This window comes from Alteromonas sp. NFXS44, assembly GCF_040148705.1.
Lineage (GTDB): Bacteria > Pseudomonadota > Gammaproteobacteria > Enterobacterales > Alteromonadaceae > Alteromonas.
In genome coordinates this window covers 1-25,576 of the sequence record NZ_JAGDEA010000006.1, presented here as the reverse complement: position 1 = coordinate 25,576, position 25,576 = coordinate 1, and the positions used below count along the sequence as shown (strand labels likewise).

The window sequence follows — 25,576 nt, the reverse complement described above, 5'->3', positions numbered from 1 at the left end:
ATTTAAATGTCAGACCTGATTATGCTTACGTCAACTGAACGGCAGGTGAACAAAGACTTAACCAAAAAACCAGTAACTGACTAAAATTGCAGCAAAAATTCCTGCAAAGTCTGCCGCCAGACAACATGCTACGGCATAACGGGAGTGCTTGATCCCCACGGCCCCGAGATAAACGGCAATAACGTAGAACGTGGTTTCTGTCGATCCCTGAAGGACCGAGGCCAGTCTGCCGGCGAAAGAATCTGCGCCGTGATGCTGCATCGTTTCTATCATGAGCGCTCTGGCGCCGCTGCCACTGAGAGGTTTCATAATGGCAGTAGGTAAGCCATCCACAAACCGGGGGTCGCCGCCTAAAGCGGTAACCAGGTAGCCGATGCCGTTAACCACCATATCCATAATGCCACTGGCTCTCAGCATGCCAATAGCAACCAGCATGGCTAATAAAAACGGGATCAGCGAAACCGCCACATTAAAGCCTTTCTTAGCGCCGTCTATAAATAATTCATAGGTGTCGAGTTTTCGCCGCCAGCCGGTGACGAGTACCGCAACAATAAACGAGAACAACAAAAAGTTCGCCACAATGGCAGACTGCTCTGCCAGCTCTTTTGCTGCCAGATGGGAAAAATACACAATCACTGCACTCAGCAGACCAAAAATACCGGCCAGATACAAAACCACCACACGGTTAAACAGGTTCACCCTCTGCACCAGACAGGTAATGATAAGCCCCGCCATGGTAGAAGCGCTGGTTGCCAGTAAGATAGGAATAAATACGTCAGTAGGCTGTGCCGCGCCCTGCTCTGCCCGGTAGAGAAAAACCGCAATGGGAAACAATGTCACTGAAGACGTGTTCAGTACCAGAAACAGGATCTGACTGTTGGTGAGGGTTTCTTTATCTGTTGCCAGAGTTTGCATATCCTGCATCGCTTTTATGCCGAAAGGCGTAGCAGCGTTATCCAGCCCGAGTACGTTCGCCGACATATTCATGGTAATGCTGCCAAGTGCAGGATGATTGCGGGGAATATCGGGCATGATCCGGCACAGAAATGGTGCCAGTACCCTTGAAAACTTTTCTATCATGCCTGATTTTTCGGCAACTTCGAATATACCCAGCCAGAATGCCAGTACCCCTATCAGACCGATAGCGATATCCACGCTGAGTTGCGCCATGCTGGTGACAGATTGCATCACATCCTGAAAGCCACCCGGTGAGGCGCCAAAGAAGGCCTGCCAGACGGTGGCCAGAAAGGCGAGAACAATGAATGATAACCAAATACGATGCAGCATAATCCGTTATTTTGTCTGTTATTGTTATTCGTCGTAGTCTACCGGATTTATTTCTGCCCGCATGTTATTTATGACAAACGGAGAACTCTGTACGATAAAGCCGGTGATAGCCTCCGGTATTCAGTGTCATTTCTAATGCAACATCCTGTCCTTGCAAAAGGAAAAGCAAGACTCAGGACTTGCATATTGAAAAGCAAGGATATAATCTTGCTTGGTAACGAAATAACAAGGGATAACAACATTATGGCTGCGGTCCTTACCGGCGATCTGGTCAAATCCACCGCCTTAACGTCCTCTGATTACCAGCACACCATGTCGGCGCTCACCCGCCAGTGTGAGGCAATAAAAGCACGGACAGGCTGTTTATACGAAATATTCCGCGGCGACGGCTTTCAGTTTGTTTTCGAAAAACCGGAGGACGCTGTAACCGCCATGCTTGAACTCAAGCTCTATCTCAACAGTCAGATAGACGGGTTGCAGGTCAATTGCACCCAGGCGCTGGCAACAGGCAGTGATGCCGTGATAAAAGCCACGCCCGGTACATCTTCCGGCAAGGTATTTGTTGAATCAGGCCGTGCTCTGGACGAAGCCCGTAGCGGAGAAATCGTTGTACGCACTCCGCTGGCAGAACAGCAAATAGCTACCGGTATCATCTGCACACAGTTAAGCTACATACTGAACCGGCTCAGTAAAAAACAGGCTGATTTGCTGTACCATTACATTCATCTGGGGTTTCCGTTACACCAGGTTCTGGCAGAACAACAGCAAACCTCACGGCAAAATATCAGCGAACGCCTGAAAGCGGCCGGCGGGGATTTACTGGAGCCATTTATTCATTATGTCACCAACTTAAAGGACGATGCCGGATGACACTCTTTCTGCTTTTGCTGAGCGCCCATTTTATCGGCGATTTTTACCTGCAACCGGCTAAATGGATCCAGTGCCGTCACGATAAAGGGTTGCAATCACCGTCACTGTTTCTTCATGCCGGTGTACATGCGGCCCTTGCACTGGTGGCGCTGTGGCTGGCTGACGCAGGATTATGGCGGGGACTGGCAGCAGCCGGCGTCATTACTGTCAGTCATTTTCTCATCGACTGGGCGAAAGCAGGACACAAAAGTCACCTTGCCTTTGCACTGGACCAGCTTGCTCACTTTCTGGTTATCGCGCTGGTCGCCCTGTCATTCACCAAAATCGATATTGCTTCGCTGCTGACCAGTAAAGCCATCTGGCTGACCCGTGAAAACCTGCTCTACCTCACCGGATACATCATTATTTTTAAACCGGCCAGTATTCTTATCGGGCAACTGTTGTCACAACATGCTGAACAACTGAAGAAAACGCAGGGTGAAGAAGAAGGAAAAAGCCTGGGCAATGCCGGGCGCTGGATTGGTTATGTTGAAAGATTGCTGGCGCTGTCTTTTATTCTTGTCGATGAATACACAGGGCTGGGTTTTCTGGTGGCAACTAAAACCGTGTTCCGCGTAGGTGATCTGTCCCGGGAACGGGATATGAGACTGACAGAATACATGATGCTGGGCACGCTGATGAGTTTTGCCATTGCGCTGATAACGGGCTGGCTGGTACTGGCATTAAAATCCTGAGCCGGATATCCGGCTCAGTGATTCTTACTAGCGGATCGCCTTTTCAAGGCTGGCCAGACAATGGTCGATATTGCGATCTTTACACGCATATCCCATCAGACCGATACGCCAGACTTTTCCGGCCAGCGCACCAAGACCGGCACCGATTTCCAGATTAAAATCATTCAGCAACTGACTGCGCACCTGTGCATCGTCCACACCGTCAGGAATAACAACAGCATTCAGCTGAGGCAACCGGTATGCCTCATCCACAGCCATAGACAGACCCAGTTTATCAAGACCAGCCACCAGCTTTGCATGACCCTGCTCATGGCGTTGCCATGCCTGCTCCAGACCTTCTTCTTTCAGCATTACCAGTGATTCGTGCAGGGCATAAATACTGTTAACCGGCGCGGTATGATGATAAGCCCGTTTGCCGCCCTGTCCCCAGTATCCGACGATAAGATTCATATCGAGGAACCAGCTCTGAACCGGCGTGCTACGTCCTTTGATAACGTCAACTGCACGATCGCTGAAAGACACAGGAGATAAACCCGGCACGCAACTTAAACATTTTTGCGAACCGGAATAAATGGCATCTATGCCCCAGCCGTCCACATCAACTTCAATACCGCCCAGCGAGGTAACGGCATCCACAATGGTCAGGCAATCGTATTGCTGTGCCAGTTTACACAGGGCCTGAGCGTCGTTACGCACGCCGGTAGAGGTTTCTGCATGCACGAAAGCCAGAATTTTGGCATCAGGATGGGCTTTCAGTGCTGATTCTACTTTGTTGAGATCAGACTGATGTCCCCATTCATCTTCAACCTTAATGGCCTCACCACCACAGCGGACTACGTTCTCCACCATGCGGTTACCAAATACGCCATTAATGCAGACGATGACTTTATCGCCAGGTTCTACCAGGTTAACAAAGCAGGCTTCCATACCCGCCGACCCCGGTGCAGAAACCGGCATGGTCAGCGCATTGGTCGTTTTAAATGCATATTGAAGTAACGCCTTTGTTTCATCCATAAGCTGAACAAACAGCGGATCAAGGTGCCCCAGGGTAGACCGGCACATCGCATTAAGTACACGGGGAGAAACATCAGAAGGACCAGGCCCCATTAAGGTACGCTCTGGCGGAATAAAAGTTGATGGTGTTGTCATAATCGTGCCTCAGACTGCAATTTAAATGTAAAACTATTGTGGCACTATCAACGCTTACGGACAATTGCACATTCCCGGTATAAATAAGATGAATGGCTATGGCGGTTAATCATTCACCGGGATTTAGATTCGTTCTGTTGAATAAAATGCGACCAACCTGTGGGTAATTTTTGTTCAGTTTGGTGGCTGGTCAGAGCAGAAATAAGCTGTTGTTTTTTAAACAGGGATGGAACTGAGAATAAGTCTCTGATAATATATCGATAAATTTTTTCAAAAATTTGTTTATAAAGTGAGCGGTTTTGATCTATAGTTACGATCCGTTGTGAATAAGTTCACAAACTTCTCCCTTGTAAAAGTTAGCGCACGGCTCAGCAATGAGCCATTCCCCTAGGCCCGGATGAAAATTCCGGGCATTTTTTATTCTGCGAAAAAATTATTCACCGGCCAGTTACCGCCATAGAATAGCCGGCACAGTTATTCACCCTGCCGGTCAATTTTACGCATCAATCCTTCCTGCATGGTGGAAGCCACCAGCTCACCCTGCCTGTTGAATATCTGGCCTTTCACAATGCCACGGGCATTACCGCTGAACGGGCTTTCTGCCACGTATAACAGCCATTCATTAAAATTCACCGGTTTGTGGAACCACATAGCATGGTCAATAGTGGCAATACGCAATGCACGGTCGGCCATAGAGACCCCGTGGGGTTGCAATGCTGTACTTAAAAAATGATAGTCAGACGCATAGGCCAGCGACGCCTGATTAATTTGTGCATCAGTGCCCATTTCTTCCTGCGCACGCAACCAGATATAACGTAGCGGATCACGTTTCTTTGCAGAAAATGAATTCACTGCGTCAACCGTACGGATATCAACCGGCTTATGATAGCTCAGTGCTTCCTGCATCGGACGGGCAAGCTTTTCGTAATTGGCTTCATAGAAAGCGATATCGGGCGTGATGTCCTGCGGCGGTGGTACGTCGGGCATGACGGCAAACTGATGCTCCATCCCGTCTTCGGGTAACTGGAAAGACGCCGTCATATAAAAAATATTACGTCCTTCCTGAATGGCTTTCACCCGACGGGTACAGAAACTGCGACCGTCGCGGACAATTTCCACATCATACATGACCGGCTTTTTGGCATCGCCGGGTAACAGAAAATAGCTGTGAAATGAATGGGCTGTAAATCCGCCGCCTACGGTCTTGTAGGCCGCCGACAGAGCCTGACCTAACACCTGACCACCAAACAGTGCACGAAATCCGAGATCCCAGCTTTGTGCGCGGTAGATCCCCTGTTCGATAGTCTCCAGCTCCATCAGTGAAGCGAGTTTAACTTCAGCCATGTGCGTTTATTGTCTCCATGTTCGCTTGTTTCGGGTTACGGGGGTAATACTTTTCAGGCAACTGAGCACAATGCTCAAAAAAACGGGTATCTTTATACGGCAATTTCATAAAGCCGGAAATGCCTATCCCCCGGATATCAGGTACTGCCTGAACCAGCGTCGCCAGCAACGCTGTAAAGCGTTCCTGCTGGCTGTGATCAAGCAGCGTATAATAACTGTGGATTTTCAGATGCGCCGGCAATGCTTCAAATATCACGCATCCGGTATGGTGAATTGTATTCAGTTCTTCCAGTACCGACATAATACTGGCTGGCAGACGTAATAGTTCATCCGGGTCATCACCGTCTTCAAAATAAGAGTGCGTCCGGCTGTTATCCTGCACAACAGGCGCTCTGGACAACTCAAAAGGGATCACGCATTCACTGCCGGGAATAAAAGGCTCTGACTCATCCTGCCTTTCAATGTGCAGGGTGTCTTTAGCATTAAACAAACAACACTTGAATATCCCTTTACGGTGGATAGCTCTTGCCAGCGTGATCACGTTGTTCACTGACTGTTCAAAGGAGACTTTCAGACTTTCATCGTACAGATTCAGGCTTGAATCCACATAAATGCCGTCGGGCATCCAGCGGATAGCTATACCACCCACTACCGGAAAATGGCCCAGCCGGCTGACAGCAGAGATGAAACCTTTTTCAGTTTCCCCCATCCCCTGAAGATAGTTTTTGTAATAGCGGTCAAACTGAGCATCGTTGATGTATTTCAGTTCATTATCATTCACCAGCGCCGCTTCACGGAGAAATGATTTACGGGAGCTGTACACCACCGTTTCAATATCTTTCTCCTGCGGGGCGCACCAGCACGGGATCATGGCTTTGTATTCCGCCGGCTTATCTTCTGTAAATACCATGCTGCGAAGTACATGCAGGTGATTAAAGAAGTAATCACCGCCCTGACGTTGTTTAGCTAAATCATCACTCAGCATGTAATCTAAAATGTTTGCCAGCATTTTGGGTAAACCCAGCGACAGCGGCGTAATCACCTTGCGGCCATAACGGCTTGACTGACCTGAAGCCAGCGCATACAACGTGCTGGCAAGGCCCTGTTCGTCAAAACGCGGAGATGATAATGCCCCGTTCAGCTGTTCATCACCGATAAAGTACACATCACCCAGACGTGCATTCGTTTGCTGCATATCACCTGACATCAAATCCATCACATTGTTGCCGGTATGCTGACCATTTTCATCCAGCTGGGCAAACACTGATGAACCCCAGTCAATTAAACGGGCGGTTTCAGTGTCGTCATCCCACACCAGATTCGATGGTTTAATGTCGCCGTGCACCACGGGACGGGGAGCGTGATTTACCTGATGACGGCGAAGCGCCAGCAGCACTTCCCCCATCTGTACCGCCAGACGCACTATCAGCCGTGGCGGTAACATACCTTTTCGTAAACTCACCTGCTCCATATCGGCACCGGCAGCACGCTGCATGACCAGAATGGCCTGTTTACCTATTTGCTGGAATTCACACAATGCGGGAACCAGAGGATGCTTGATCTGCGCCAGCATGAAGGCTTCTTCCTCCAGCCGGTCCTGAACATGCTGTGGCAGGTTGATCCGGGAGAATTTGAAAACACGGTGTTCACCGCCGGGTGACACACCGGCGAATACAAAGCCGAATGCACCTTTACCGATCAGGCCCGTTTGCGTGTAACCCAGTTGCCGTAGCTGCTGATTACATAACTCAACCCAGTTCCTGAGCTTGACGGCATCTTTATGTGCCAGAAGATAGACAGACTGATCTTCCGGAATATAAAAATGTTTAAGCCCGCGGGGTTGTGTCAATCGTCAGCTTCCTGTTTAAGCCAGGTCACACTGGCATGACTGTCAGTGCCGAGGTGAGAACACACTTCATCCAGCGCTTCGCGGAGTTGTTCATCCAGTTGCCAGGGAGGATTCATCACCAGTACGCCGGAACCGTACATACCGGTATCGTCATCCGGCGACGCTACATGCAGTTCTGCCACAAAAGCGGTTTTTGCAATGTCTTTTAAGTCATCGACCATGTTCTCGCTGGCTCCGGACTTTTTACCCGCCCGGGCAGACAACAACGGATACCACAGAACAACCTGCGCATTCTGCCAGCGACGGAAAAGTTTGGTTACCGTGCGTGTAACATCCGCATATTCTTCAAAGCGTTCATAAGGCGGATCAATAAGCACGGCACCACGGTTAGGGTTCGGCGGCGTCATCGCTATCAGTCCTTCCAGCCCGTCACGGTGATGCACATGGGCATTACCGGCACCCACGCCTCTGATCACTTCAGACAAAATCCCCGCCTCTGCCGGATGCAGTTCCATAAGGTGCGCGGTATCCTGCAAACGTAAGCCTCTGGCAGCAATGAGCGGCGACCCCGGATACTGTTGTTGTTGCCAGTAAACGTTCATGGCACTTAAATAAGATGCAAGCAACGGCGACGTTGCACTGACCCCGGACAACGGGTCGAAACCAGACTCAAACTCACGGTTCTTCTGAGTTTGCTCACTGTTCAAAGGGTAGCAACCGGCCCCGGCATGGGTATCGAAAAGCGTGAAAGGCTTCTCTTTTTTCTTCAGGTATTGAATGACACCGGTCCAGCACAAATGTTTGATCACATCCGCATGGTTACCGGCATGAAAGGCATGTTTATAACTTAACACAAACAATCCGTTCCGCATGAATTAAGAACGTTATTGTAACACGTTATTTTGCAGAGAAAGAGCCATAAGCCGGCTCTTTACTCCACATCCTTTTATCAGGCCAGATGCATCAGCATGGCTGACGGGTTCTGCAAATAATGGCACCACAGGTTATTAAACTTCACCATGGTAGCACCATCTATAATGCGGTGATCGCCGGACCAGTTAACATGCATGATATGCTGCGCCGTCACATTCCCGTTATCATCGAACCTGGGCAGTTTTTGCGTTTTACCCAACGCTACGATAGCCGCTTCCGGTTTATTGATTACCGGCGTGGCAGTAATACCACCCAGTGCACCAATATTGGAAACCGACACGGTACCGCCCTTCAATGCACTTGCCGGCACTTTACCTTCTCTGGCCTGCTCAATAATAGTCTGCATCTGTGAAGCAATATCAAACAGGCTTAAATCCTGAACCCGTTTAATATTCGGCACCAGCAGGCCAATTTTACTGTCTACGGCAAAGCCGACGTTATGATCGTCAAAGTAATGCAAATATTCACCGTCATCAGACATCTGGCTGTTGATCACCGGAAATTCTTTTAATGCAAGAGACAGTGCTTTAATGAAAAACGGCATAAAACTGAGTTTAACGCCTTTCGCTTCGAAGGCAGGTTTAAGCTCAGCGCGCAGTGCAATGAGCTTATCCATCATCAGTTCATCACTTACCGTGAAATGCGGAATAGTTTGCACTGACAATTGCATTTGTTTTGCCATCGCCGCCTGTAATCCCCGTACCTTCTCTGTACGTTTGCCACCGGACTCTACAGGTCGTCTGGTATCTTCTGATGCCGTTTTTGTCTGCTTTGAGGCATCGTTAAGTTCATTGTTTGCATTTAACAACTCTGCTGCACGATATACATCCTGTTTCAGCACTCTGCCTTTTTTACCCGAAGCCTGCACCGATTTGAGATCGATATTATTCTCTCTTGCGATACGACGAACGGCCGGACTGGCCAGTACTTTTCCGGGAATAGCCACCGGCGGCTCAAAACTGCCTTCACGCGCGGCGCTCTCAGAGGTTGCCGGTTCAGGAGTTGCTGCTTGAGATACCGTGGCCTCAGCCTGTGTATGAGCGGGCCTGCTTTGCGAAGAAGTACCGGCACTGTCGTTATGATCCAGGGCAAATAAAGGTGCATGCACTTTTGCAATGTCACCTTCACCATAATAAAGCTTTGTGATCAGGCCGGCGTGTTTGGCGGGAATTTCCACCACGGCTTTATCAGTCATGACTTCCACGACCACCTGGTCTTCTTCAACAGACTGCCCCTCAGCGACCTGCCATTTCACAATCTCACATTCAACAATGCCTTCACCGATATCCGGCAGCAAAAAGTCTTCACCTGCGCCGGCGCTGGCAATACCAGTGTTACTTGTACTGGCCGGATGATTTTGTGTAACAGCGCTTTCAGGTTCCTGCTTTGTAACCTGTTCTGACGTAGCCATGGCGAACAGGGGCGCATGCACTTTAGCGATGTCACCCGGTTGATAGTGAAGTTTCATTACCGTACCTGCATGCATGGCAGGAATTTGTACAGTGGCTTTGTCTGTCATCACCTCAGCAACGGGCTGATCTTCTTCTATCACATCCCCTTCGGCTACCAGCCACTCAAGGAGCTCACATTCCACGATACCTTCGCCGATATCAGGCAATATAAATTCTGTCGTCATTGTCGTTTGCCCTTAGTAATGCATGGTACGGAGAATGGCTTCGTAAGTTTTAAGTTCGTCCGGCATGTACTCTTTTTCATGAGAAAGCGGATACGGCGTATCCAGACCGCAGACTCTGGCAACCGGCGCTTCCAGGTACAGGAAACACTGCTCCTGAATAGTTGCAGCAATCTCACTGGCAAAGCCTCCGGTCAGCGGCGCTTCATGATTGATAAGTAAGCGGCCTGTTTTCATCACGGACTCAGCGACGGTTTGCGCATCCCAGGGGGCAATACTGCGCAAATCAATAATTTCGCAGTTAATGCCGTCATCCAGCGCTTTTTTAGCGGCCTTTTGCAGAATTTCAATCTGAGCACCCCAGCCAACCAGGGTTATATCTTTTCCTTCCTGCACGACATCCGCTTTCCCCAGCGGCAATTCATAGTCCTCTTCAGGCACATCGCTAACTGATGCCCGGTACAGGCGTTTCGGCTCCATGAATAACACCGGGTTGTCGTCACGGATAGAGGCCAGCAGCAAACCTTTTGCCTGATATGGGTTACGCGGCACCACAATCCGTAAGCCCGGACAATGAGCAAAGAAGGCTTCCGGTGACTGGCTGTGATAGTGTCCGCCAGCGATGCCGCCGCCGTATGGCGTGCGGATGGTGAGTGTGCCGCAACTGAATTGTCCCCCGGAGCGGTAGCGGAATTTCGCCGTCTCGTTAACGATCTGGTCAAAGGCCGGAAAAATGTAATCACCGAACTGGATTTCAGCTACCGGCACTGAACCCTGCGCAGCGAGACCGTTGGCAAAGCCGATTATACCCTGCTCCGTAAGCGGCGTATTAAAACAGCGGCCTTTACCAAATTTCTCCTGTAAATGACTGGTGGCACGGAATACACCGCCAAAATGCCCCACATCTTCGCCGAATACCATCACGCGCTCGTCTTCTGTCATGACAGTGATAAGCGCATTGTTAATTGCCTGCAGCAGATTCATTTTTGCCATTATTTTATTCTCCCTGCTGTTTTCGGATACGCCTGCGGATAACGGGCGATGTGTTGCTTAAGTGCCTGAAGCTGGTCGTTGAGATGCCGGGGAACGTGGTCGTATACATCTGTCACAATATCGTCGATGGGGTTAACCGGTACTTTTTCGGCTTCTTTAAGGGCCGCTAACACCGACTCGCGGGTCGCTGTTTTACGCTTTTCTACAGCTTCCGCGTCAAACCACTCTTTTGATTTGAGCCACTCACTTAAACGCAATACCGGATCCTTCTGGCGCCACTTCTCTTCTTCATCTTTAGACCGGTAGCCACTGGGATCATCGGAGGTGGAATGAGCAGCCAGACGATAAGTCATCGCTTCAATCAGCACAGGACACGCTTCTTTAAGCGCAATTTCCTTTGCCTGTCTGGTGGCGGCATAGACAGCCAGCGGATCATTACCGTCCACCCGGATTGTTTTCACCCCGTAGCCGATACCCCGGCTGGCAATACCGTCACCGGCGAACTGCTCTTCAGCGGGGGTTGAAATGGCATAGCCATTATTACGGCAAAAGAAGATAACCGGACAATGCAACACCGCGGCCATATTCAGACCGGCATGAAAATCACCTTCTGACGCCGCCCCTTCTCCAAAATAGCAAATCGTCAGCGCCTTTTTGCCGGCCATTTTCTGGCCATAGGCATAGCCTGATGCCTGGGGGATCTGTGTACCTAAGGGAGAAGATATGGTCATGAAATTAAGCGCTTTATCACCATAATGGATGGGCATCTGACGCCCTTTATTCGGATCCTTCTCATTACTGAACATTTGATTCATAAACTGCTCAGTTTTATATCCCCGCCATGCCAGTGCGCCCTGTTCGCGGTATTGAGACATGATCATATCATCGTTAGTTAATGCTGCTGCGCTGGCAACAGCAGCCGCTTCTTCACCGGTGGAAGCCAGATAAAAACTAATTCTGCCCTGACGCTGCGCCGCCACCATCCGTTCATCAAGAATGCGGATAAACTGCATCACTTCCAGCATTTTTTCTGCGGTATCACGGGTGATATCCGGTTCTTCAGCGTCCGGGTGTACCATACCGTCCGGCTGCAGAATTTGCAGCATGGGGATATCTATCAGGCCATTTTCTATTATTTTTACCTGACGGGTGGTTTTCACGCTGGCGAGATGATTTCTGTCCTGCACAACTAAGCCCTCATTGAGTGGTGCCACAACGGCAATATCGATAGTGATAATGCTAGTGTGAATTCTCAAAATACGTGTTGCTAAATACAGGTGGTCACATCAATAAGGGAAAATAGTTATCCGCTTCAACAGGTTTTACCTGGTCATTTCATCCTACGGTTTTAACATTGATTTAAAATAAGGTCACACTTAACTTTACATTAGCCATCCCGTATAAAAAGTTTAATGAAAGACAATGGTTCATAAGCCTTTCATATATAAGAAGGTATACTTTTAAGTACTGATGTTCAGGCAGCCTGAGTGTAAAACTGGCCTGTGATTTATAAAATCTGGTATAAGCTTTTAGCTGAAAAAGTAAAAACGCGCGCGGCAACGGGAGAAGTGTATGAATTGTCGAATCGCCTTAGCGGTTTCATTTGCGCTGGGTAGCAGCATTATTTCATTACCGCTGATGGCGGATACGGCAAAACATAAATCCGGTAAATCCGTTTACATTGTTGAACTGGATGAGAGTCCTGTGGCCACCTATGAAGGAGGTGTGCAAGGTTTTAACGCGACGTCCTCAGAAAAAAGACGCAATAAGTTAAATACCCGCTCTGATGCAGTCGTTCAGTACCGCCGTCACCTGAAGAACCGCCAGTCAACTGTATTGTCAGCCATCGCTGATGGCACAGACACACCAAAAGCCCTTGCACAGTATCAACTGGCCTTTAATGGTTTTGCTGCAAAGCTCACCCCGGCGCAGGCGAAAACCTTGTCACAAACAGAAGGGGTTAAAAAAGTACGTCGTGACACGTTACATAAACTGAATGCCTATGTGGGACCGGCCACTATCGGCGCCCCGCAGATGTGGGACGGTACAGAAACCTCGTCCGGCTCTGATGTGCTGGGTGAAGGCATGGTGGTTGCGGTTCTGGATACCGGCATCAACACAGATCACCCGTCATTTGCGGCCACCGGTGACGATGGTTATGCTCACACCAATCCGCTGGGTAGCGGAAATTACCTCGGAGACTGTGCAGTAAGCTATCCTGCTTTGTGTAACGACAAGCTCATCGGCGTATACAGTTATCCGGCGATAGTTAATGCCTATTCCGACACTGATATTTTTCCGTCAGGCCTCCCCGAAAACGGTGAGGATTACAATGGTCACGGCTCTCATGTAGCAGCAACCGCTGCAGGGAACATTCTTTATAATGTTGCTGAAGTGATTCCCGACTACGATCAAACTGCCAGTGACGGTGTGGAAACCGGTTATATTTTTGAAGAAGTTTCCGGCGTAGCGCCTCACGCGAATATTATTTCTTATCAGGTATGCTATCCCGGTGAAGATGACGACACTTATACCGGGTGTCTTGAGTCTGTCATGCTGGATGCCGTTGAAGACATTATCGACAGCGGCATAGTGGATGCCGTGAACATGTCGATTTCCGGTGGCGACTTTCCCTGGGACGGACCATTAAACCGGGCGTGGCTGAATGCCCATAATGCCGGAATATTTGTTGCCCAGTCTGCGGGCAATGACGGCCCCGATGATGCAACGACCGACAAGCATGCCCCCTGGATGACCGCTGTTGCTGCCACTTCCCACGGCATCTCAGTGTCGTATGAAAAATCCATCACAAACTTTTCCGGTGGCAGTTACACCCCTGCCGCAATGCAGGGTTTCAGTAACACCGGTTCAATTGCCGCTGACATCGTATACGCCGGCGACTTCCCCAACGGCAACGACCCATCCGGCGATCCCGGTCAGTGTCTGGAGCCTTATCCTGCCGGTACATTCAGTGGACAAATTGTTGTTTGTGACCGTGGTGACGTCGCGCGGATCCAGAAAGCAAAGAACGTTGTTGAAGGCGGTGCCGCAGGTTTCGTGCTGGCTAATGTGCAGGGCGGTGAAAACTTTCTGGCTAACGATGCCTACGTAGTGCCGGGTATTCATATAGATGCTGATGCCGGCGATGCACTGAAACAATGGCTGGCATCCGGTTCCGGCCATAGCGTCACTATCACTGAGGCAACCGCTGAGGTTGTCACTGATGAAACAACCGCAGATAAACTGGCAGACTTTTCTTCCCGCGGTCCGAACAGTTCAATCAGTACATTGTCGCCTGTAATTTCTGCTCCCGGCGTAGAAATTTATGCTGCGTGGGCAGATGAACACTATGGACATGAAGAATCCGGACCGGCCCCCGCCGACTATGCGTATTCATCAGGTACATCGATGGCAAGTCCCCATGTGGCAGGCGCGGCTTTACTGCTCAAGCAGGATCATCCGTCCTGGACACCTGATAACATCCGCTCAGCCATGATGATGACAGCAAATACCGGTGTGGCGCTTTCAGGCACAGATGTTGCGGCCAACTGGTTTGAAATGGGCGCAGGTCGTCTGCAGGTAGACGCGGCCACTCAAACCGGGCTTATCATGCAGGAAACCGCGGCGAACTATTCCGCTGCTAATCCGCAGGAAGGCGGCGAACCGCGTTCTCTTAACGTGCCCGCCGTAGTGGATGAAAATTGCGTCACCTCATGCAGTTGGACCCGTACAGTTACGGCAACACGGTCAGGAAGCTGGCAAGTGACTGCAACAGCAGTGACGTCCGGATTAAGCACAACGGTATCGCCCTCCTCTTTCTCGCTGGCAAGCGAACAGTCGCAGACCCTCACATTTACCATGGATACCCTCGGAACCACTAACTTCGCCTGGGCATATGGCAGTGTAAATCTCACCAGCAGTACCTCACCTGATTTACACATCCCCGTTGCTGTGTATGCTTCTAACGGCAGTATTCCTCAGTTTGTTGATCTGACAGCCCACCGGAATGAAGACAGCCGTTTACTTAAAGATGTTACGACAGCAGAAATTGAGTCTTTTAACTTTGAGTCTTACGGATTAACACAGGTAACCACCGTGGTTGAGACAGTCAGTGAAGATCCGACACCTGATGAACTGTTTGATTCTGCCAGCGGTACTGTGATCACAGAAATCAACGTAGAAGAAGGTGCGCTGCGTTTATATGCAGAAATTTATGATGCCACCGCCAGTGACCTGGATTTGTTCCTTGTTTATGACGCTGATGGCGATGGCAACCCTTCAGACGATGAGATCCGCGAAGAAAGCAGTTCTCTTGAAGCCGATGAAGTCGTCGACCGGCTGAATCCTGAAGCCGGCACCTGGTTTATCGTGGTACAGAACTGGGAAGGCTCTTCAGCCTCCTCCGACAGTTATATGATGGATTATGTGCTGGTGGATGCTGATGACGAAGGCAACCTCACCGTTTCCGGTCCGCAAACTAATGCGGCCCTCTCGCCCTTCGATTTACGTATTTTATGGGATCTTGGAGACAGCAGTGAAGGAGATAAATTCTTTGGTGCTTTCGCGCTGGGTACCAGCAGCAGCGAAAACAGTAATGTTGGCGTGACCCATGTTGTCATTGAGCGGGAAGAAAATGATGTCTACATGTCGGCGCCTGATGATGGCCGTGTGAATAAAGGTGGCCAGCAGACCTTCAACGTAAATATCATCAGCAATACAACCGGAGAAGATCGCGATTACACCGTAGGCGTAACCTTGCCTGATACGGTTTCACTGGTCGCCGGTTCCGTATCTGATAATGGCAGTGTCACCGGTAACCGTGTATACTGGGAAGTCACTCAACCAGACAGCGAAAGCACCGGCGCTGCTGCACAAACATCAGCCGCTGCAACCTTATCATTTGCGGTCACAGTGGAAGACAGTGCGTCCACAGGTCCGCTATCTCTGCAGGCATCCTCAGTAGTAACAAATATCCCTGGTGCAGGCTCTGAGAATGCAGCCGTATTCAGTGACGTGCAGGTCGAAGGCGCACCGGTAGTCACGATTGCCGGCGGTACAACAGCCACAGCAGTTGTGTCATCAGGCAACAGCCTGTCTGTAACAGCAGAAGCTGACGAGCCTAATGGCGATGCGGTAATCTGGTCGTGGGAGCAGTTATCCGGTCCGGCATTAACTTTAAACGGTACGAATACTGCGACAGTAACGATTGCTGCGCCTTCCGTACAAAGTGACACAACCGCTGTACTGCAGGTAACCGCAACCGATCCGTCAGGCAATCAGTCTGTGGCATCTGTCACCGTCACCATTTCGCCGAATCAGCCCCCGGTTTTATCTGTTACATCTCCTGCCAGTGTCAGTGCTGGCAGCACAATCACCATCAGGGCAACCGCTACCGATCCGGAAAACGACACACTCTCATTTACCATAGATGGTGTAGCCGGTTCCGTTTACAGTACTCAGGCCCCGGATTCTGCAGCAGGATCGTCAGTCTCTTACACCGTAACGGTGAGTGATGGCATCAATACGGTGACAGATACCGTGAGTGTTGCCGTGACTGAACGTCAAAGCTCAGGTGGCGGCGGCAGTACCGGAATTCTGGCTCTGCTGCTGGTGCCGGTTGTCGTATTCCGCAGATGGCGGCGTATGTAAAAAAGAATTAATATCATTTCTATTGAAAGCGATATTCGCTAGAATCTGCAACCGGTAATGAAATTATACTTTCGAACAGGTTTTGCATGGCGCGTGTGTCTAATCGCTTTCTCTTTCAACTCCACGGCTGGTTTTCACTCCCCGTGTGGGTGTTATTCAGTTTTGTATGTCTGACAGGTACTGTGGCGGTGATGAGCCATGAATTTGCCTGGCTGACCAACGAAAATATCCGGGCAGTAAACCCCGATAACCGTCCGGCACAATCTGTAGCAGAGTCTGTCGCCACCGTTAAAAAGACCTTTCCGGATGCAGATGTTACCGGCGTCAGCGTACGGGAAAGCTACATGGCTCACGAAGTCATGTTTACTGCTACAGGCAAACCTTTTGCCATTGCATATGTTAATCCTTACAGCGGTGCTATCCAGGAAGTAAACGATGGTGTCACCTTTATCGGTTTCATGCGTACGTTGCACGGATGGCTGTATTTCCCGTGGCATGGCAGTTACAGTCTTGGCTACTATCTGGTTTCTTTAATGTCTGTGGTCATGCTCGGGGCGTTGATAACCGGATTACTCGTCTTCAAGAAATTCTGGCAGGCATACCGTAACCCCAAAATTCGCAGCCATCAGGGACCGCGTACACTGACCGCAGACTTACACAAGCTTGCCGGTGTATGGTCTATCTGGTTCATGGTGATCATGAGTGCAACTGGACTTTGGTATCTTATTCAGTCTGTCATGTGGCATGCAGATATTGAAGTGGATCCCTGGCCTGCGCAGCTTGACGCACAATCGCTTCCGGTATCCTCTCATAATACGCCAACAATGCCGGTATCTCTGGCTCAGGCCATTACAAAGGCAGAGAATACCTTCGACAATTTTCAGACCAGTTATATCATGATGCCGGAACATAACCGGGACACCTACAAATTGTACGGGGGCGGCAATAACCCCTTTTACGACGGTGCCAGTTTCCAACTGGCAGTTAACCCGTGGAACGGCGAGATCACACAAACCATTACCCCGCAAAATATGAACGCCCTGCAAACCATTATGCACATCGCTGACCCGTTGCATTTCGGGACTATCGGCGGAATATGGACAAAACTGCTGTGGTTTGTTTTCGGTCTAATCCTCTCCGGTATGTCTGTTTCGGGTTTCATTATGTGGTATTTACGTCTGGCAAAAGCACGAACAGCCAGCCGGAAAGCAACAGCTGCACGTTTACAGGAGGCTTAACATGGCCCGCTTAAAGAATAAAAAAACGGCGTCAAAACGCTACTGGTTAAATGCACTGTTGCTGATATTGCCGGTGGTGTTTATCTATCAGTCATTTAATCCTGAATTTCCCGCCAGTCTGCCAGAAACCCAAGCCGGTGATTTCACGCTGACAGCAATGCCTTATGATGAAGACAAACCCTACCAGCATGACGGTCTCTACGTTAAAGATTTTCTGGTGATGTTTCAGGACGGTGGTGTTGAAGAAATCAGACAGGGCTTTTTAAATATCGGTGACAAACCATTGCCAATTGAAGAAGCACAGCAGCATGAACTCGGTATTTTACATGGCACACGACACGGACAGCATGTGCACGGTCTGGCTCAGGAACGCATCACTGCCGGCCAGAAAATTTGGGTAACACTGCAGACCTGGGATGGTGAAATTCATCAGGGCTCATGGGATATCCCCGCACATCTTATCAGTGACGTTTAATCTCTGATCTCAAAGCAGTTTGTTGTACACTGTGCCAACTCATCTGAATTAATTCTTCTGTAGCAGGAACACAGAGTTGGCACATTCCACCTTTTCCCTTGCCGGTTTGCGGCATCTTACACAGCTTCTCGGCCCCGGCGTTCTGATGGCAACCGCTGCCATTGGTGGCAGCCACCTCGTTGCATCTACACAAGCCGGCGCAAATTACGGCTGGCAACTGGCATTGCTGGTGCTGGCGGTCAACATACTCAAATATCCTTTTTTCCGGGCCGGGGTCAGTTATACCATCAGTACCGGTGAAACCCTGCAACACGGTTATCTGCAGATGGGCAAAGGCTACCTGATCACCGCCCTGTTGCTGAATGTCATTTCATCGGTTGTGAATGCCGCTGCTCTGCTGATGTTTGCAGCCAGCCTGCTTGGCTACTTTGTACCCTTTACAACCAGTATTCCTGTGTTAAGTGGTATTGTTCTGGCTGCCATATTGTTCATATTGATTGCCGGACATTATTCAGCCTTAGACAAAGTTTCCAAAGTCATTATGGTGACACTGGTGATAGCCACGCTGGGTGCTACCTTTATGGCCTGGCAAAATGGTGCTGTGGCACCAGATGATTTTGTTTCCCCCTCGCCCTGGACAATGGCAGCAGTCGGATTTCTGGTAGTGACCATGGGGTGGATGCCTGCCCCTATAGAGATTTCAGGTATCACATCGCTGTGGCTTAAAAAACAAAAGCAGGAGCAGTCAGTTACCCCGCAGTCTGCGCTGTTTGATTTTAATCTGGGCTATTTTACAACTTTGCTACTGGCGCTGGTGTTTCTGGCACTGGGAGCCCTGGTGTTACACGGTGCCGACAACACGCTGGCCTCTGGAGGTATTGGCTTTTCAAAGCAACTTGTGGATTTATATGCCGGCACTATCGGTGAGTGGGCCCGCTGGTTAATAGCCGTAGTGGCATTTTTGTGTATTTTCGGCTCAGCCCTTACGGTATACGATGGCTATTCGCGGGCTGTAGCAGAGGCAGCGATGCTGCTTAAAGGGCAAAAAGATACGCCGGAAAGTATCTTTATTGTCGTGCTCAGTGCTGTTGCTGTAATCAGTTTTGCCATTGTGTTGTTCTTTAAATCTGCCCTGCTCGCCATGCTTGGATTTGCTATGACACTGGCCTTCATGACCACGCCGATGTTTGCTCTGTTAAACCATAAACTGGTAAAACAGGCTGCACTAAATGACGACGTAAAAGCCAGCCCGCTGGTAACGCTGTTAAGTTATGGTGGTCTGATTTATCTGTTCGGGTTCCTCGCGTTGTTCATTGCATGGAAATGGTTTTTATAAACCGCCGGCAGTGCGGAGTGCATGAATGTCCGCCCCCACTATCGCTTCCAGATTGGCGGTGATTTTCTCTGCACTCCAGTTCCACCAGGCAACAGACTCCAATGTTTCGATAATACTTTCCTGAAAACGGTATTTAATGACTTTCGCAGGATTGCCACCCACCACGCTGTAAGCAGGCACATCTGCAGTGACAACGGATTTGCTGGCAATGACTGCCCCGTTACCTATTTTTACCCCGGGCATTACCAAAGCCTCGTAACCAATCCATACGTCATTGCCAATTTCAGTGTCACCCTTAAAAGGAAGCTCTCCTTCACCTGGCATCACTTTCTCCCATCCGTTTCCAAAAATTTGAAACGGATACGTAGAGAAGCCTGAAATTTTATGATTGGCTCCGTTCATAATGAATTTCACGTCTTTGGCGATGGCACAAAATTTTCCGATAATCAGCTTATCTCCAATAAAGGGAAAATGGTAAAGCACATTACTCTCGAAGCGCTCTGGACCGTCCGGGTCATCATAGTAGGTATAATCGCCTACAATGATATTGTCAGAAGTAATAAAGTTCTTCAAATAACCCACTTGCGGGAAACCCGCCATTGGCGCTCTGTTGTCAGGATTGGGGCCGTTCATTACTTGTCCTTTATTCGATGAAAATCGGAGGTTATTCACACAACATGGATGCCTGCTGCTGGCACTTTGAAACAGATCCGTCCTGAGAGCTTCCTCCCATGCAGAAATTACATACTTTCACTATCCTGCTTCCACACTATCTAAAAACTCACGATTCAGTTCTTCAGAACCGTCCAGCATTTTATAGTCCAGCAAATGATCCAGTTCCGGATAAGTAAAGTGTGTACACGAGGATGATTCATTTTGCTTCATCCTTTCACAAATACTTTCAGCCATTGAAACAGATGGCCAGATTTCATCTCTTCCACCGGAAAACAAATACACACTTCCTTGTATATCTTCTGCTTTGATTGACGCTTTACCGCCATCTTGTCTGTTGGCTAATGACTGTGAATAAAGATCGAGTAAACCACTGACGGCCCCCGACGGATTAAATTGGACGTAATCCAGCTCCTTTTGCCCGGAGGTCCAGCTTGATCCGGGGGTTTTTTGCCAGTCATTCAGAATACCAGCCCAAACTACCGCACTTGGTGCAATCGCGACAACACGATTAAATATGGCATCTTTTGAAGCCAGCAACAGCGATAATTCTGCCCCTTTCGACCATCCGGCCACAGTCAGGTTCCCGTTTTCAGGGTGCTTATGAAGGAGCCACTCTTTGGCATTTTCAAAATATTCTAATGGTATTTTTTCAAGTTCATCGGGCAGTGATTCTTCCTTAAAATAGGCAACAGCCAGAACAGGAAACCCATCAGCAGCAATAACGTTTGCGAGCCGGGAAGGAATACCGCCTTCTGAACCACCCAACACAATAACTGGCTGTTTGGCTGCACCGGCAGAATTGGAGGAAGGCTCATAGTAGTGCCCGACAAAGCCATTTTCTTCAACATTGAGTTTTTGAACGTCAGTTCCTGATGCGAAAGCATGAAAACAACATGACAAAACAAGTAACAACACGTTTCTTTTAAATTTCACTAAAAAAACACTCCTTTGTGAGGTAACAAATATCTCAGAGCACAGCTGATTTACTGCGCTATAGTGGGTCGCGAGCGGGTTTATGGGGTTGTATGGTTCGTGTATCACTCTGGCAGGCCACCGAACTTTGGTACGTCTTCTAACGTCTTATTCCACGCAGCTTTGCCGGATATGAAGATGTGTGCAGTTGGTAATATAGATATATCAGTATCCAGACACCCTGCCGGAACAACAAGTAGGTCTGCTATCTGAGTGTTAGGTAATGCTGAGCCACACCGCATACAAAAGCTTTTGCTATGACGAGTGCCCGGCAGCGTAAAGGTGGTGACCACATCCGGACCGGACAGCCAGACTAATTTAGCTGAGCTTGAGAAAAGATTTGCCGCATGAGCAGAGCCCGTGTCTTTTTGGCAATACTGGCAGTGACACAAATAAAAGCAATCAAAATCCCCTTGCACCTCGAATTTTACGGTGCCACACAAACAAGAACCATAATACTTAGTCATAAAGCCTCCTCTTGTTGCCTTAATATCACGGGTTCATGATCCCCTGCTAATGCATTTAATTTTATCTACGTTAAATTTTAAAAGCGCGAATGACAAAATAAACGCTTACAAACAATGCACTTAGAAGAACCTGTGCGACAAAGACAACAAAAACACCGACTGCTGCTTGTGGATCTGATCCCACGCCAAAAAACATTACCATGCTGGACAGCATGAGGAGCAACACCAGTCCCGTATTTGCGATGAGGAATGTCCGGCTTTTGTTTTTGACGAAGTGAACGAGCAGGAATACGATCACATAAGGAATAAAAATAAGAACTAACCCTGCCAGATTCCCCCTTGACGGGGAAAGCAGAATGATAAATATGAATGGGGCAATAAGGCATGCCTGCTTTATAAATTTTTCCAAAAATCCTCCCTGGATAAAGTTTCTTCAACTACATAGCCCCGGGAATAGGAGCATTAAGTTTTAGCTTAAAAACCGCAGGTCTGTCAGCCATGTGCTGGTGAAAACGACAGAGCTTATGCGTTATGGTCCCCGCGAGCGATACGAAATCCTTGAATAAATTGTTATTTACATGTCTGTTCGTAGACAGAGGGTTGCCATACCTGCATCAAAATTTCCGGATTGGCAACTGACTCAAAGCCAAATTTTGCGTACAAGCCATGCGCATCGCTGGTTGCCAGCATAAAGCGCCGTAAACCCTGAAGTTCCCCGTGTTGACATATTGCTTCCATAAGCAGTTTACTGATGCCAAGCCCACGATAGTTTTCAAGCACGAAAACGTCGCTCAAATACGCAAATGTGGCTTTATCAGTAATCACACGGGCGAAACCTGCTTGTTCATCATTACTGCCATAAGCACCAAACACGAGTGAATTTTTGAGAGACCTTTCAAAAACCTCAAATGGAATATTCTTAGCCCAATATGAATTGGAGATAAATGAATATACGAGATTAATATCAAGGTCTTCAAAGTTCGTAGAAATTTTAAATCCGTTCAACTGAATGAGTTCCTTTGAAGAATAAAACAACCGCACGACGCTGCAAATATACCCCTGTGACAGTAACAGGCGAGGCACAAAGTACCCGGATGTTTTTGTTCCCTGTAGTTGCGAATAATAATGCCGTTTTTAGATCGCACTTTCTGCCTCATGCTCAATCAAAAGTGTATAAGAGCTGACAACACCGGCAAAGTTACAGTTAGACTGAACGGATATAATGTTCCAGCCATCACCTTCAATTTCTGCGATTTGTTGGTTTAATAAATCTAAATCTGGCTCCGTAAGAAACCAGTTCTGCTTTTTTGAAAAGTGCACAATTTTTCGCATTAAACTTCCTTGTTTATTCATATCTAATAACTGTTTAGCATGCTGCTTTTATGACCACTACACTTAGGGGCATAAACACACAGGCTAAAAATAGTTGAAGAACGACGTAGCCTATTTGTGAGTTAGCGAGAGACTTGGCGTCATTGTCAGATGCCGTCTACTCTGACTTTGAAGAACTTAGTTTTGTCACTTAAATGTTGATAAACCCAGGGAGGATCAACTACTTCAACGTTGGATACGCCAAGTTTCGCAAGCCCTTCGAGCGAATAGTACCAGCCGGTAAATTCTTCTTTTCCGCCAATCGCTTTATATTCAGAAGATTGTCCAAGTGTTGTTATTTGCTGATCCACACCAATTTTTTCGAAAAACTCCCGCTCGCGTATCACAGCTGACTTCATATACCTTTCTAAATTTTGCTTTGTTGATTCCTGTTCCTTCTCAGGAAGAGCCGTAATAAACGAGGTTATTTCTTTCTCCATCCCCGTTGTACCGCCGTGGAATCCAATAACTGCGTGATTCGATATTCTGTGATGTTTTGCAGCAGAAAAAACGTAGTTAGCGCATGAAGAAAGACAATAGTCATTTACCTCAAGCTTTAAATCATAGTCATGAACGATATCACCAAGATCCATACCATGATTGATTTCGCCCCCTTCAGATGTTATCGACAGCCATACAATTTTACTCTCGCCGTTTTTAAGTATTGAAAGCAGCTTCTGATTTGCTGATGGTGATAATTTACCGCGATATATTACCGTCTGTTCACTCGAAGAAACTGTTGTTTCATTAGTTTGTGCTGACACGCATGATATAGGAATAATTAAAATGAAGGACCATAATTTTTTAAACATGCTACTTCCTTGTGTCATTTAACGTCTCTCTTAATAGCGGATATGCATGGGACAAAATTTAAACCACGTTTATTCAATTTTTTAGAAAAAACTAATATTTACTTCACAGTGAGGGCACTTCATAAGACTGCCTTAGTAATGTAATCCCGGATAACGGGGGAAAAATGAATGTTGATAAGCTTGTTATGTATGCACTTTCAAGAGCCCGTTAAATATCATGTCAGGCAGACCATATTGAAAGAGTACTACAACGTATAATTACTGCCTGAAGTTATCCAGGTTGAAGTGGTTAGGAGGTGGGAAAAGAAACGCGAATATAGTGTAGACCACAATAGCGAATCCAAAAGAAAGAATACCAAATATTACCCAACCTGCCCTCGCTCTGGCTGGTGACCAACCAAGAAACTCTCCCATACCCGCTGCAACACCTGCTAAAAGGTTGCTTTGTGATTTTTTCAAACTACGAAACCTTGACATGAAAACTTCCTTTTATATTAATTTCCCAGCAGTTTATTAACACCATCATTTCGGACGATAAAACATGGGCTAAAATGTGGAACGAAGTGACTCTGCCAGGGTAGTACTGTTCCGCTAAACCTGTGAATGTCTTGAGTGGCTTATTATAAGCGTTTTTCAACTTTCCAGGGAGGATTTAAACGGTTCTCACCTGCCCGGTAAAGTTTGATTTTATTACCAGACGGATCTTTAAGAATAGCCTCTTTCCATAGGTACCTTTGTTCTGTTGGTAGTTGTTCAAATTGAATACCTCTCCGGGACAAATCAGCACACAGTTCTTCATGCTCGAAGTAGATTACAGATCTGTTTTCAAACTCTTCAGTTTCGAGTGATAAGGAGAAAGTCGAGTTACCTTCCGGGCAAGAAAATCTGGCATAATGCGGTGTATCGACAATTTGAGTAAAACCGAGCTTCAGATAAAAGTTAACGGCAGCATCCATATCTTTTACTGGCAAAGTAATTTGATTAAGTTCCATTTATACTCCGGAAATATAAAACCCAAATAAAGTAGCTGCTAGCGGTCCAATATGATTGTTTTAGTTTTGAAAAAATTACGATTAGTTACCAGGCATCTGCATACTGTTTATTTGCTTTGAAAGCCTCGATTTCTAAAGGTGCTTTATCATACCCAAATTCAGCTATGTCAGAGAAGTGCTGAGTTATCACGTGATCAAGACTAGTTCTTTCGATTTGAAGTACATGAACCAATTCATGAGCCAATTTTGGTCTGTTAAGTTCATATCCATTACGAACATAAATGGAATAACCGAAGGCCTGAGCATTATTGGTGATACCTTCGCCGATAAAGCCTAATGCTTCACCAAGTGTTTTTAAAGCGAAATTTTCGTATGGAAACGGAACTTCATCAACATGTACAATCCTGACTTTCTCTGGTTTTTGTATTCCTATTTCGGCTGCCAAAGCTAACTCCCGTAAATTCAACGGAGCTCCTGACTCTAAGCCTCTTTTTTCTGTTTCATAAGCCCAGTCAACATACTGTGGTATTAATATGCCCGAAATAATTTTCTGATGAAAAATTGCTGCGCCGATAATTAAAAAAACCAATATTAGCGCTGAATATTTTAGAAACTTCATACAACTAAAATCCCTTTTAAAATCTTTGTTTAACTTTCGGAAAACATAACACCCGAATTCAGATAATAAGTGCACCACTCATGGTTAACGGGTGATAGATGATCAACTGCCTGTTGGTGGTATTCTAAAGTCGCCAAACAATTAGAGTATTACCATGAGTTACAAGCAGTTGATCGAG

At 47.8% G+C, this 25,576-nt stretch carries 24 protein-coding genes; 6 read left to right on the top strand and 18 right to left on the bottom strand.

All coding sequences use genetic code 11. From position 1 onward, the window contains the following. Positions 1 to 57: 57 nt before the first annotated feature. Positions 58 to 1,287 (bottom strand): spore maturation protein, encoded by a 1,230-nt coding sequence (locus tag J3369_RS10055; protein ID WP_349586310.1) that lies wholly within the window; start codon positions 1,285 to 1,287, stop codon positions 58 to 60. A gap of 243 nt (positions 1,288 to 1,530) precedes the next feature. Between J3369_RS10055 and J3369_RS10050 the strand changes: the two genes are divergently transcribed. Together J3369_RS10050 and J3369_RS10045 are read left to right on the top strand one after the other, a co-directional pair. Next, a complete protein-coding gene (locus J3369_RS10050; protein ID WP_349586308.1) occupies positions 1,531 to 2,157 on the top strand; it encodes a hypothetical protein in 627 nt (208 codons plus the stop codon). Then, positions 2,154 to 2,891 (top strand): DUF3307 domain-containing protein, encoded by a 738-nt coding sequence (locus J3369_RS10045; protein ID WP_349586305.1) that lies wholly within the window; start codon positions 2,154 to 2,156, stop codon positions 2,889 to 2,891. Before J3369_RS10050 ends, J3369_RS10045 begins: the two co-directional genes overlap by 4 nt. 27 nt (positions 2,892 to 2,918) lie before the next feature. Here the strand turns inward: J3369_RS10045 and J3369_RS10040 are convergent, their stop codons facing one another. From J3369_RS10040 to J3369_RS10010, 7 genes are all read right to left on the bottom strand, one after another. Next, the gene (locus J3369_RS10040) at positions 2,919 to 4,040 is read right to left on the bottom strand and encodes a pyridoxal-phosphate-dependent aminotransferase family protein (RefSeq protein ID WP_349586302.1); all 1,122 of its coding nucleotides are present in this window, start codon (positions 4,038 to 4,040) and stop codon (positions 2,919 to 2,921) included. 474 nt (positions 4,041 to 4,514) lie between these two features. Continuing rightward, entirely contained in the window at positions 4,515 to 5,384 is an 870-nt protein-coding gene (locus tag J3369_RS10035; protein ID WP_303575203.1) for an acyl-CoA thioesterase, read from the bottom strand. Continuing rightward, complete coding sequence (locus J3369_RS10030; RefSeq protein ID WP_349586299.1) at positions 5,377 to 7,233, bottom strand: protein kinase domain-containing protein; 1,857 nt, start codon at positions 7,231 to 7,233, stop codon at positions 5,377 to 5,379. Before J3369_RS10030 ends, J3369_RS10035 begins: the two co-directional genes overlap by 8 nt. Then, complete coding sequence (locus tag J3369_RS10025; RefSeq protein WP_349586296.1) at positions 7,230 to 8,087, bottom strand: 23S rRNA (adenine(2030)-N(6))-methyltransferase RlmJ; 858 nt, start codon at positions 8,085 to 8,087, stop codon at positions 7,230 to 7,232. Before J3369_RS10025 ends, J3369_RS10030 begins: the two co-directional genes overlap by 4 nt. Positions 8,088 to 8,182: 95 nt before the next feature. Further along, complete coding sequence (locus J3369_RS10020; protein ID WP_349586293.1) at positions 8,183 to 9,802, bottom strand: dihydrolipoyllysine-residue acetyltransferase; 1,620 nt, start codon at positions 9,800 to 9,802, stop codon at positions 8,183 to 8,185. 12 nt (positions 9,803 to 9,814) lie between these two features. After that, the gene (locus J3369_RS10015) at positions 9,815 to 10,792 is read right to left on the bottom strand and encodes an alpha-ketoacid dehydrogenase subunit beta (protein ID WP_349586290.1); all 978 of its coding nucleotides are present in this window, start codon (positions 10,790 to 10,792) and stop codon (positions 9,815 to 9,817) included. Then, positions 10,792 to 11,979, bottom strand: coding sequence for a thiamine pyrophosphate-dependent dehydrogenase E1 component subunit alpha (locus J3369_RS10010; RefSeq protein ID WP_349586392.1), 1,188 nt, complete (start codon positions 11,977 to 11,979; stop codon positions 10,792 to 10,794). Before J3369_RS10010 ends, J3369_RS10015 begins: the two co-directional genes overlap by 1 nt. A gap of 385 nt (positions 11,980 to 12,364) precedes the next feature. On the opposite strand from J3369_RS10010, the gene J3369_RS10005 reads away from it, so the two are divergent. The 4 genes from J3369_RS10005 to J3369_RS09990 all read left to right on the top strand — a co-directional run bounded on the left by J3369_RS10005 (position 12,365) and on the right by J3369_RS09990 (position 19,490). Then, complete coding sequence (locus J3369_RS10005) at positions 12,365 to 16,441, top strand: S8 family serine peptidase (RefSeq protein WP_349586287.1); 4,077 nt, start codon at positions 12,365 to 12,367, stop codon at positions 16,439 to 16,441. Between the two features lie 86 nt (positions 16,442 to 16,527). Beyond that, positions 16,528 to 17,679 (top strand): PepSY-associated TM helix domain-containing protein, encoded by a 1,152-nt coding sequence (locus J3369_RS10000; protein WP_349586285.1) that lies wholly within the window; start codon positions 16,528 to 16,530, stop codon positions 17,677 to 17,679. A gap of 1 nt (position 17,680) precedes the next feature. After that, positions 17,681 to 18,154 carry a PA2404 family protein gene (locus J3369_RS09995; RefSeq protein WP_349586282.1) on the top strand — a complete coding sequence of 158 codons (474 nt, stop codon included), beginning with the start codon at positions 17,681 to 17,683 and terminating at the stop codon, positions 18,152 to 18,154. 145 nt (positions 18,155 to 18,299) lie between these two features. Continuing rightward, a complete protein-coding gene (locus J3369_RS09990; RefSeq protein ID WP_303575226.1) occupies positions 18,300 to 19,490 on the top strand; it encodes an NRAMP family divalent metal transporter in 1,191 nt (396 codons plus the stop codon). On the opposite strand, the gene J3369_RS09985 is transcribed toward J3369_RS09990, so the two are convergent. The 10 genes from J3369_RS09985 to J3369_RS09940 all read right to left on the bottom strand — a co-directional run bounded on the left by J3369_RS09985 (position 19,485) and on the right by J3369_RS09940 (position 25,398). Then, positions 19,485 to 20,123: a Vat family streptogramin A O-acetyltransferase gene (locus J3369_RS09985; RefSeq protein WP_303575210.1), complete on the bottom strand. Its 639-nt coding sequence runs from the start codon at positions 20,121 to 20,123 to the stop codon at positions 19,485 to 19,487. The two genes, J3369_RS09990 and J3369_RS09985, sit on opposite strands and share 6 nt — an antisense overlap. Before the next feature lie 120 nt (positions 20,124 to 20,243). Further along, positions 20,244 to 21,206 (bottom strand): acyl-CoA thioester hydrolase/BAAT C-terminal domain-containing protein, encoded by a 963-nt coding sequence (locus tag J3369_RS09980; RefSeq protein ID WP_349586280.1) that lies wholly within the window; start codon positions 21,204 to 21,206, stop codon positions 20,244 to 20,246. Next, positions 21,203 to 21,604 carry a GFA family protein gene (locus J3369_RS09975; protein WP_119501330.1) on the bottom strand — a complete coding sequence of 134 codons (402 nt, stop codon included), beginning with the start codon at positions 21,602 to 21,604 and terminating at the stop codon, positions 21,203 to 21,205. Before J3369_RS09975 ends, J3369_RS09980 begins: the two co-directional genes overlap by 4 nt. Positions 21,605 to 21,674: 70 nt before the next feature. Beyond that, positions 21,675 to 22,013: a hypothetical protein gene (locus tag J3369_RS09970; RefSeq protein WP_349586277.1), complete on the bottom strand. Its 339-nt coding sequence runs from the start codon at positions 22,011 to 22,013 to the stop codon at positions 21,675 to 21,677. Positions 22,014 to 22,174: 161 nt separating this feature from the next. Further along, on the bottom strand, positions 22,175 to 22,609 hold the full coding sequence (locus J3369_RS09965; protein ID WP_349586274.1) for a GNAT family N-acetyltransferase: 435 nt from the start codon (positions 22,607 to 22,609) through the stop codon (positions 22,175 to 22,177). A 129-nt stretch (positions 22,610 to 22,738) separates the two neighbouring features. Further along, a complete protein-coding gene (locus J3369_RS09960; protein ID WP_349586271.1) occupies positions 22,739 to 22,957 on the bottom strand; it encodes a hypothetical protein in 219 nt (72 codons plus the stop codon). A gap of 125 nt (positions 22,958 to 23,082) precedes the next feature. After that, positions 23,083 to 23,787 carry a hypothetical protein gene (locus J3369_RS09955; protein ID WP_349586269.1) on the bottom strand — a complete coding sequence of 235 codons (705 nt, stop codon included), beginning with the start codon at positions 23,785 to 23,787 and terminating at the stop codon, positions 23,083 to 23,085. Positions 23,788 to 24,045: 258 nt separating this feature from the next. Next, on the bottom strand, positions 24,046 to 24,264 hold the full coding sequence (locus J3369_RS09950) for a PspC domain-containing protein (protein ID WP_349586267.1): 219 nt from the start codon (positions 24,262 to 24,264) through the stop codon (positions 24,046 to 24,048). Positions 24,265 to 24,407: 143 nt separating this feature from the next. Further along, complete coding sequence (locus tag J3369_RS09945; protein ID WP_349586265.1) at positions 24,408 to 24,779, bottom strand: VOC family protein; 372 nt, start codon at positions 24,777 to 24,779, stop codon at positions 24,408 to 24,410. Positions 24,780 to 24,864: 85 nt separating this feature from the next. Further along, on the bottom strand, positions 24,865 to 25,398 hold the full coding sequence (locus J3369_RS09940; RefSeq protein WP_349586262.1) for a hypothetical protein: 534 nt from the start codon (positions 25,396 to 25,398) through the stop codon (positions 24,865 to 24,867). Positions 25,399 to 25,576 lie beyond the last annotated feature (178 nt).

Excerpts from the sequence above, each read along its gene's own strand:
- J3369_RS09940 (WP_349586262.1), bottom strand. The coding sequence starts at position 25,398 with ATGAAGTTTCTAAAATATTCAGCGCTAATATTGGTTTTTTTAATTATC.
- J3369_RS09960 (WP_349586271.1), bottom strand. The coding sequence starts at position 22,957 with ATGAATAAACAAGGAAGTTTAATGCGAAAAATTGTGCACTTTTCAAAA.
- J3369_RS09955 (WP_349586269.1), bottom strand. The coding sequence starts at position 23,787 with ATGTTTAAAAAATTATGGTCCTTCATTTTAATTATTCCTATATCATGC.
- J3369_RS10020 (WP_349586293.1), bottom strand. The coding sequence starts at position 9,802 with ATGACGACAGAATTTATATTGCCTGATATCGGCGAAGGTATCGTGGAA.
- J3369_RS10040 (WP_349586302.1), bottom strand. The coding sequence starts at position 4,040 with ATGACAACACCATCAACTTTTATTCCGCCAGAGCGTACCTTAATGGGG.
- J3369_RS09985 (WP_303575210.1), bottom strand. The coding sequence starts at position 20,123 with ATGAACGGCCCCAATCCTGACAACAGAGCGCCAATGGCGGGTTTCCCG.
- J3369_RS10035 (WP_303575203.1), bottom strand. The coding sequence starts at position 5,384 with ATGGCTGAAGTTAAACTCGCTTCACTGATGGAGCTGGAGACTATCGAA.
- J3369_RS10000 (WP_349586285.1), top strand. The coding sequence starts at position 16,528 with ATGGCGCGTGTGTCTAATCGCTTTCTCTTTCAACTCCACGGCTGGTTT.
- J3369_RS09990 (WP_303575226.1), top strand. The coding sequence starts at position 18,300 with ATGGCAACCGCTGCCATTGGTGGCAGCCACCTCGTTGCATCTACACAA.
- J3369_RS09975 (WP_119501330.1), bottom strand. The coding sequence starts at position 21,604 with ATGACTAAGTATTATGGTTCTTGTTTGTGTGGCACCGTAAAATTCGAG.
- J3369_RS09945 (WP_349586265.1), bottom strand. The coding sequence starts at position 24,779 with ATGGAACTTAATCAAATTACTTTGCCAGTAAAAGATATGGATGCTGCC.
- J3369_RS10005 (WP_349586287.1), top strand. The coding sequence starts at position 12,365 with ATGAATTGTCGAATCGCCTTAGCGGTTTCATTTGCGCTGGGTAGCAGC.
- J3369_RS09950 (WP_349586267.1), bottom strand. The coding sequence starts at position 24,264 with ATGTCAAGGTTTCGTAGTTTGAAAAAATCACAAAGCAACCTTTTAGCA.
- J3369_RS10045 (WP_349586305.1), top strand. The coding sequence starts at position 2,154 with ATGACACTCTTTCTGCTTTTGCTGAGCGCCCATTTTATCGGCGATTTT.
- J3369_RS10050 (WP_349586308.1), top strand. The coding sequence starts at position 1,531 with ATGGCTGCGGTCCTTACCGGCGATCTGGTCAAATCCACCGCCTTAACG.
- J3369_RS10055 (WP_349586310.1), bottom strand. The coding sequence starts at position 1,287 with ATGCTGCATCGTATTTGGTTATCATTCATTGTTCTCGCCTTTCTGGCC.
- J3369_RS09995 (WP_349586282.1), top strand. The coding sequence starts at position 17,681 with ATGGCCCGCTTAAAGAATAAAAAAACGGCGTCAAAACGCTACTGGTTA.
- J3369_RS10015 (WP_349586290.1), bottom strand. The coding sequence starts at position 10,792 with ATGGCAAAAATGAATCTGCTGCAGGCAATTAACAATGCGCTTATCACT.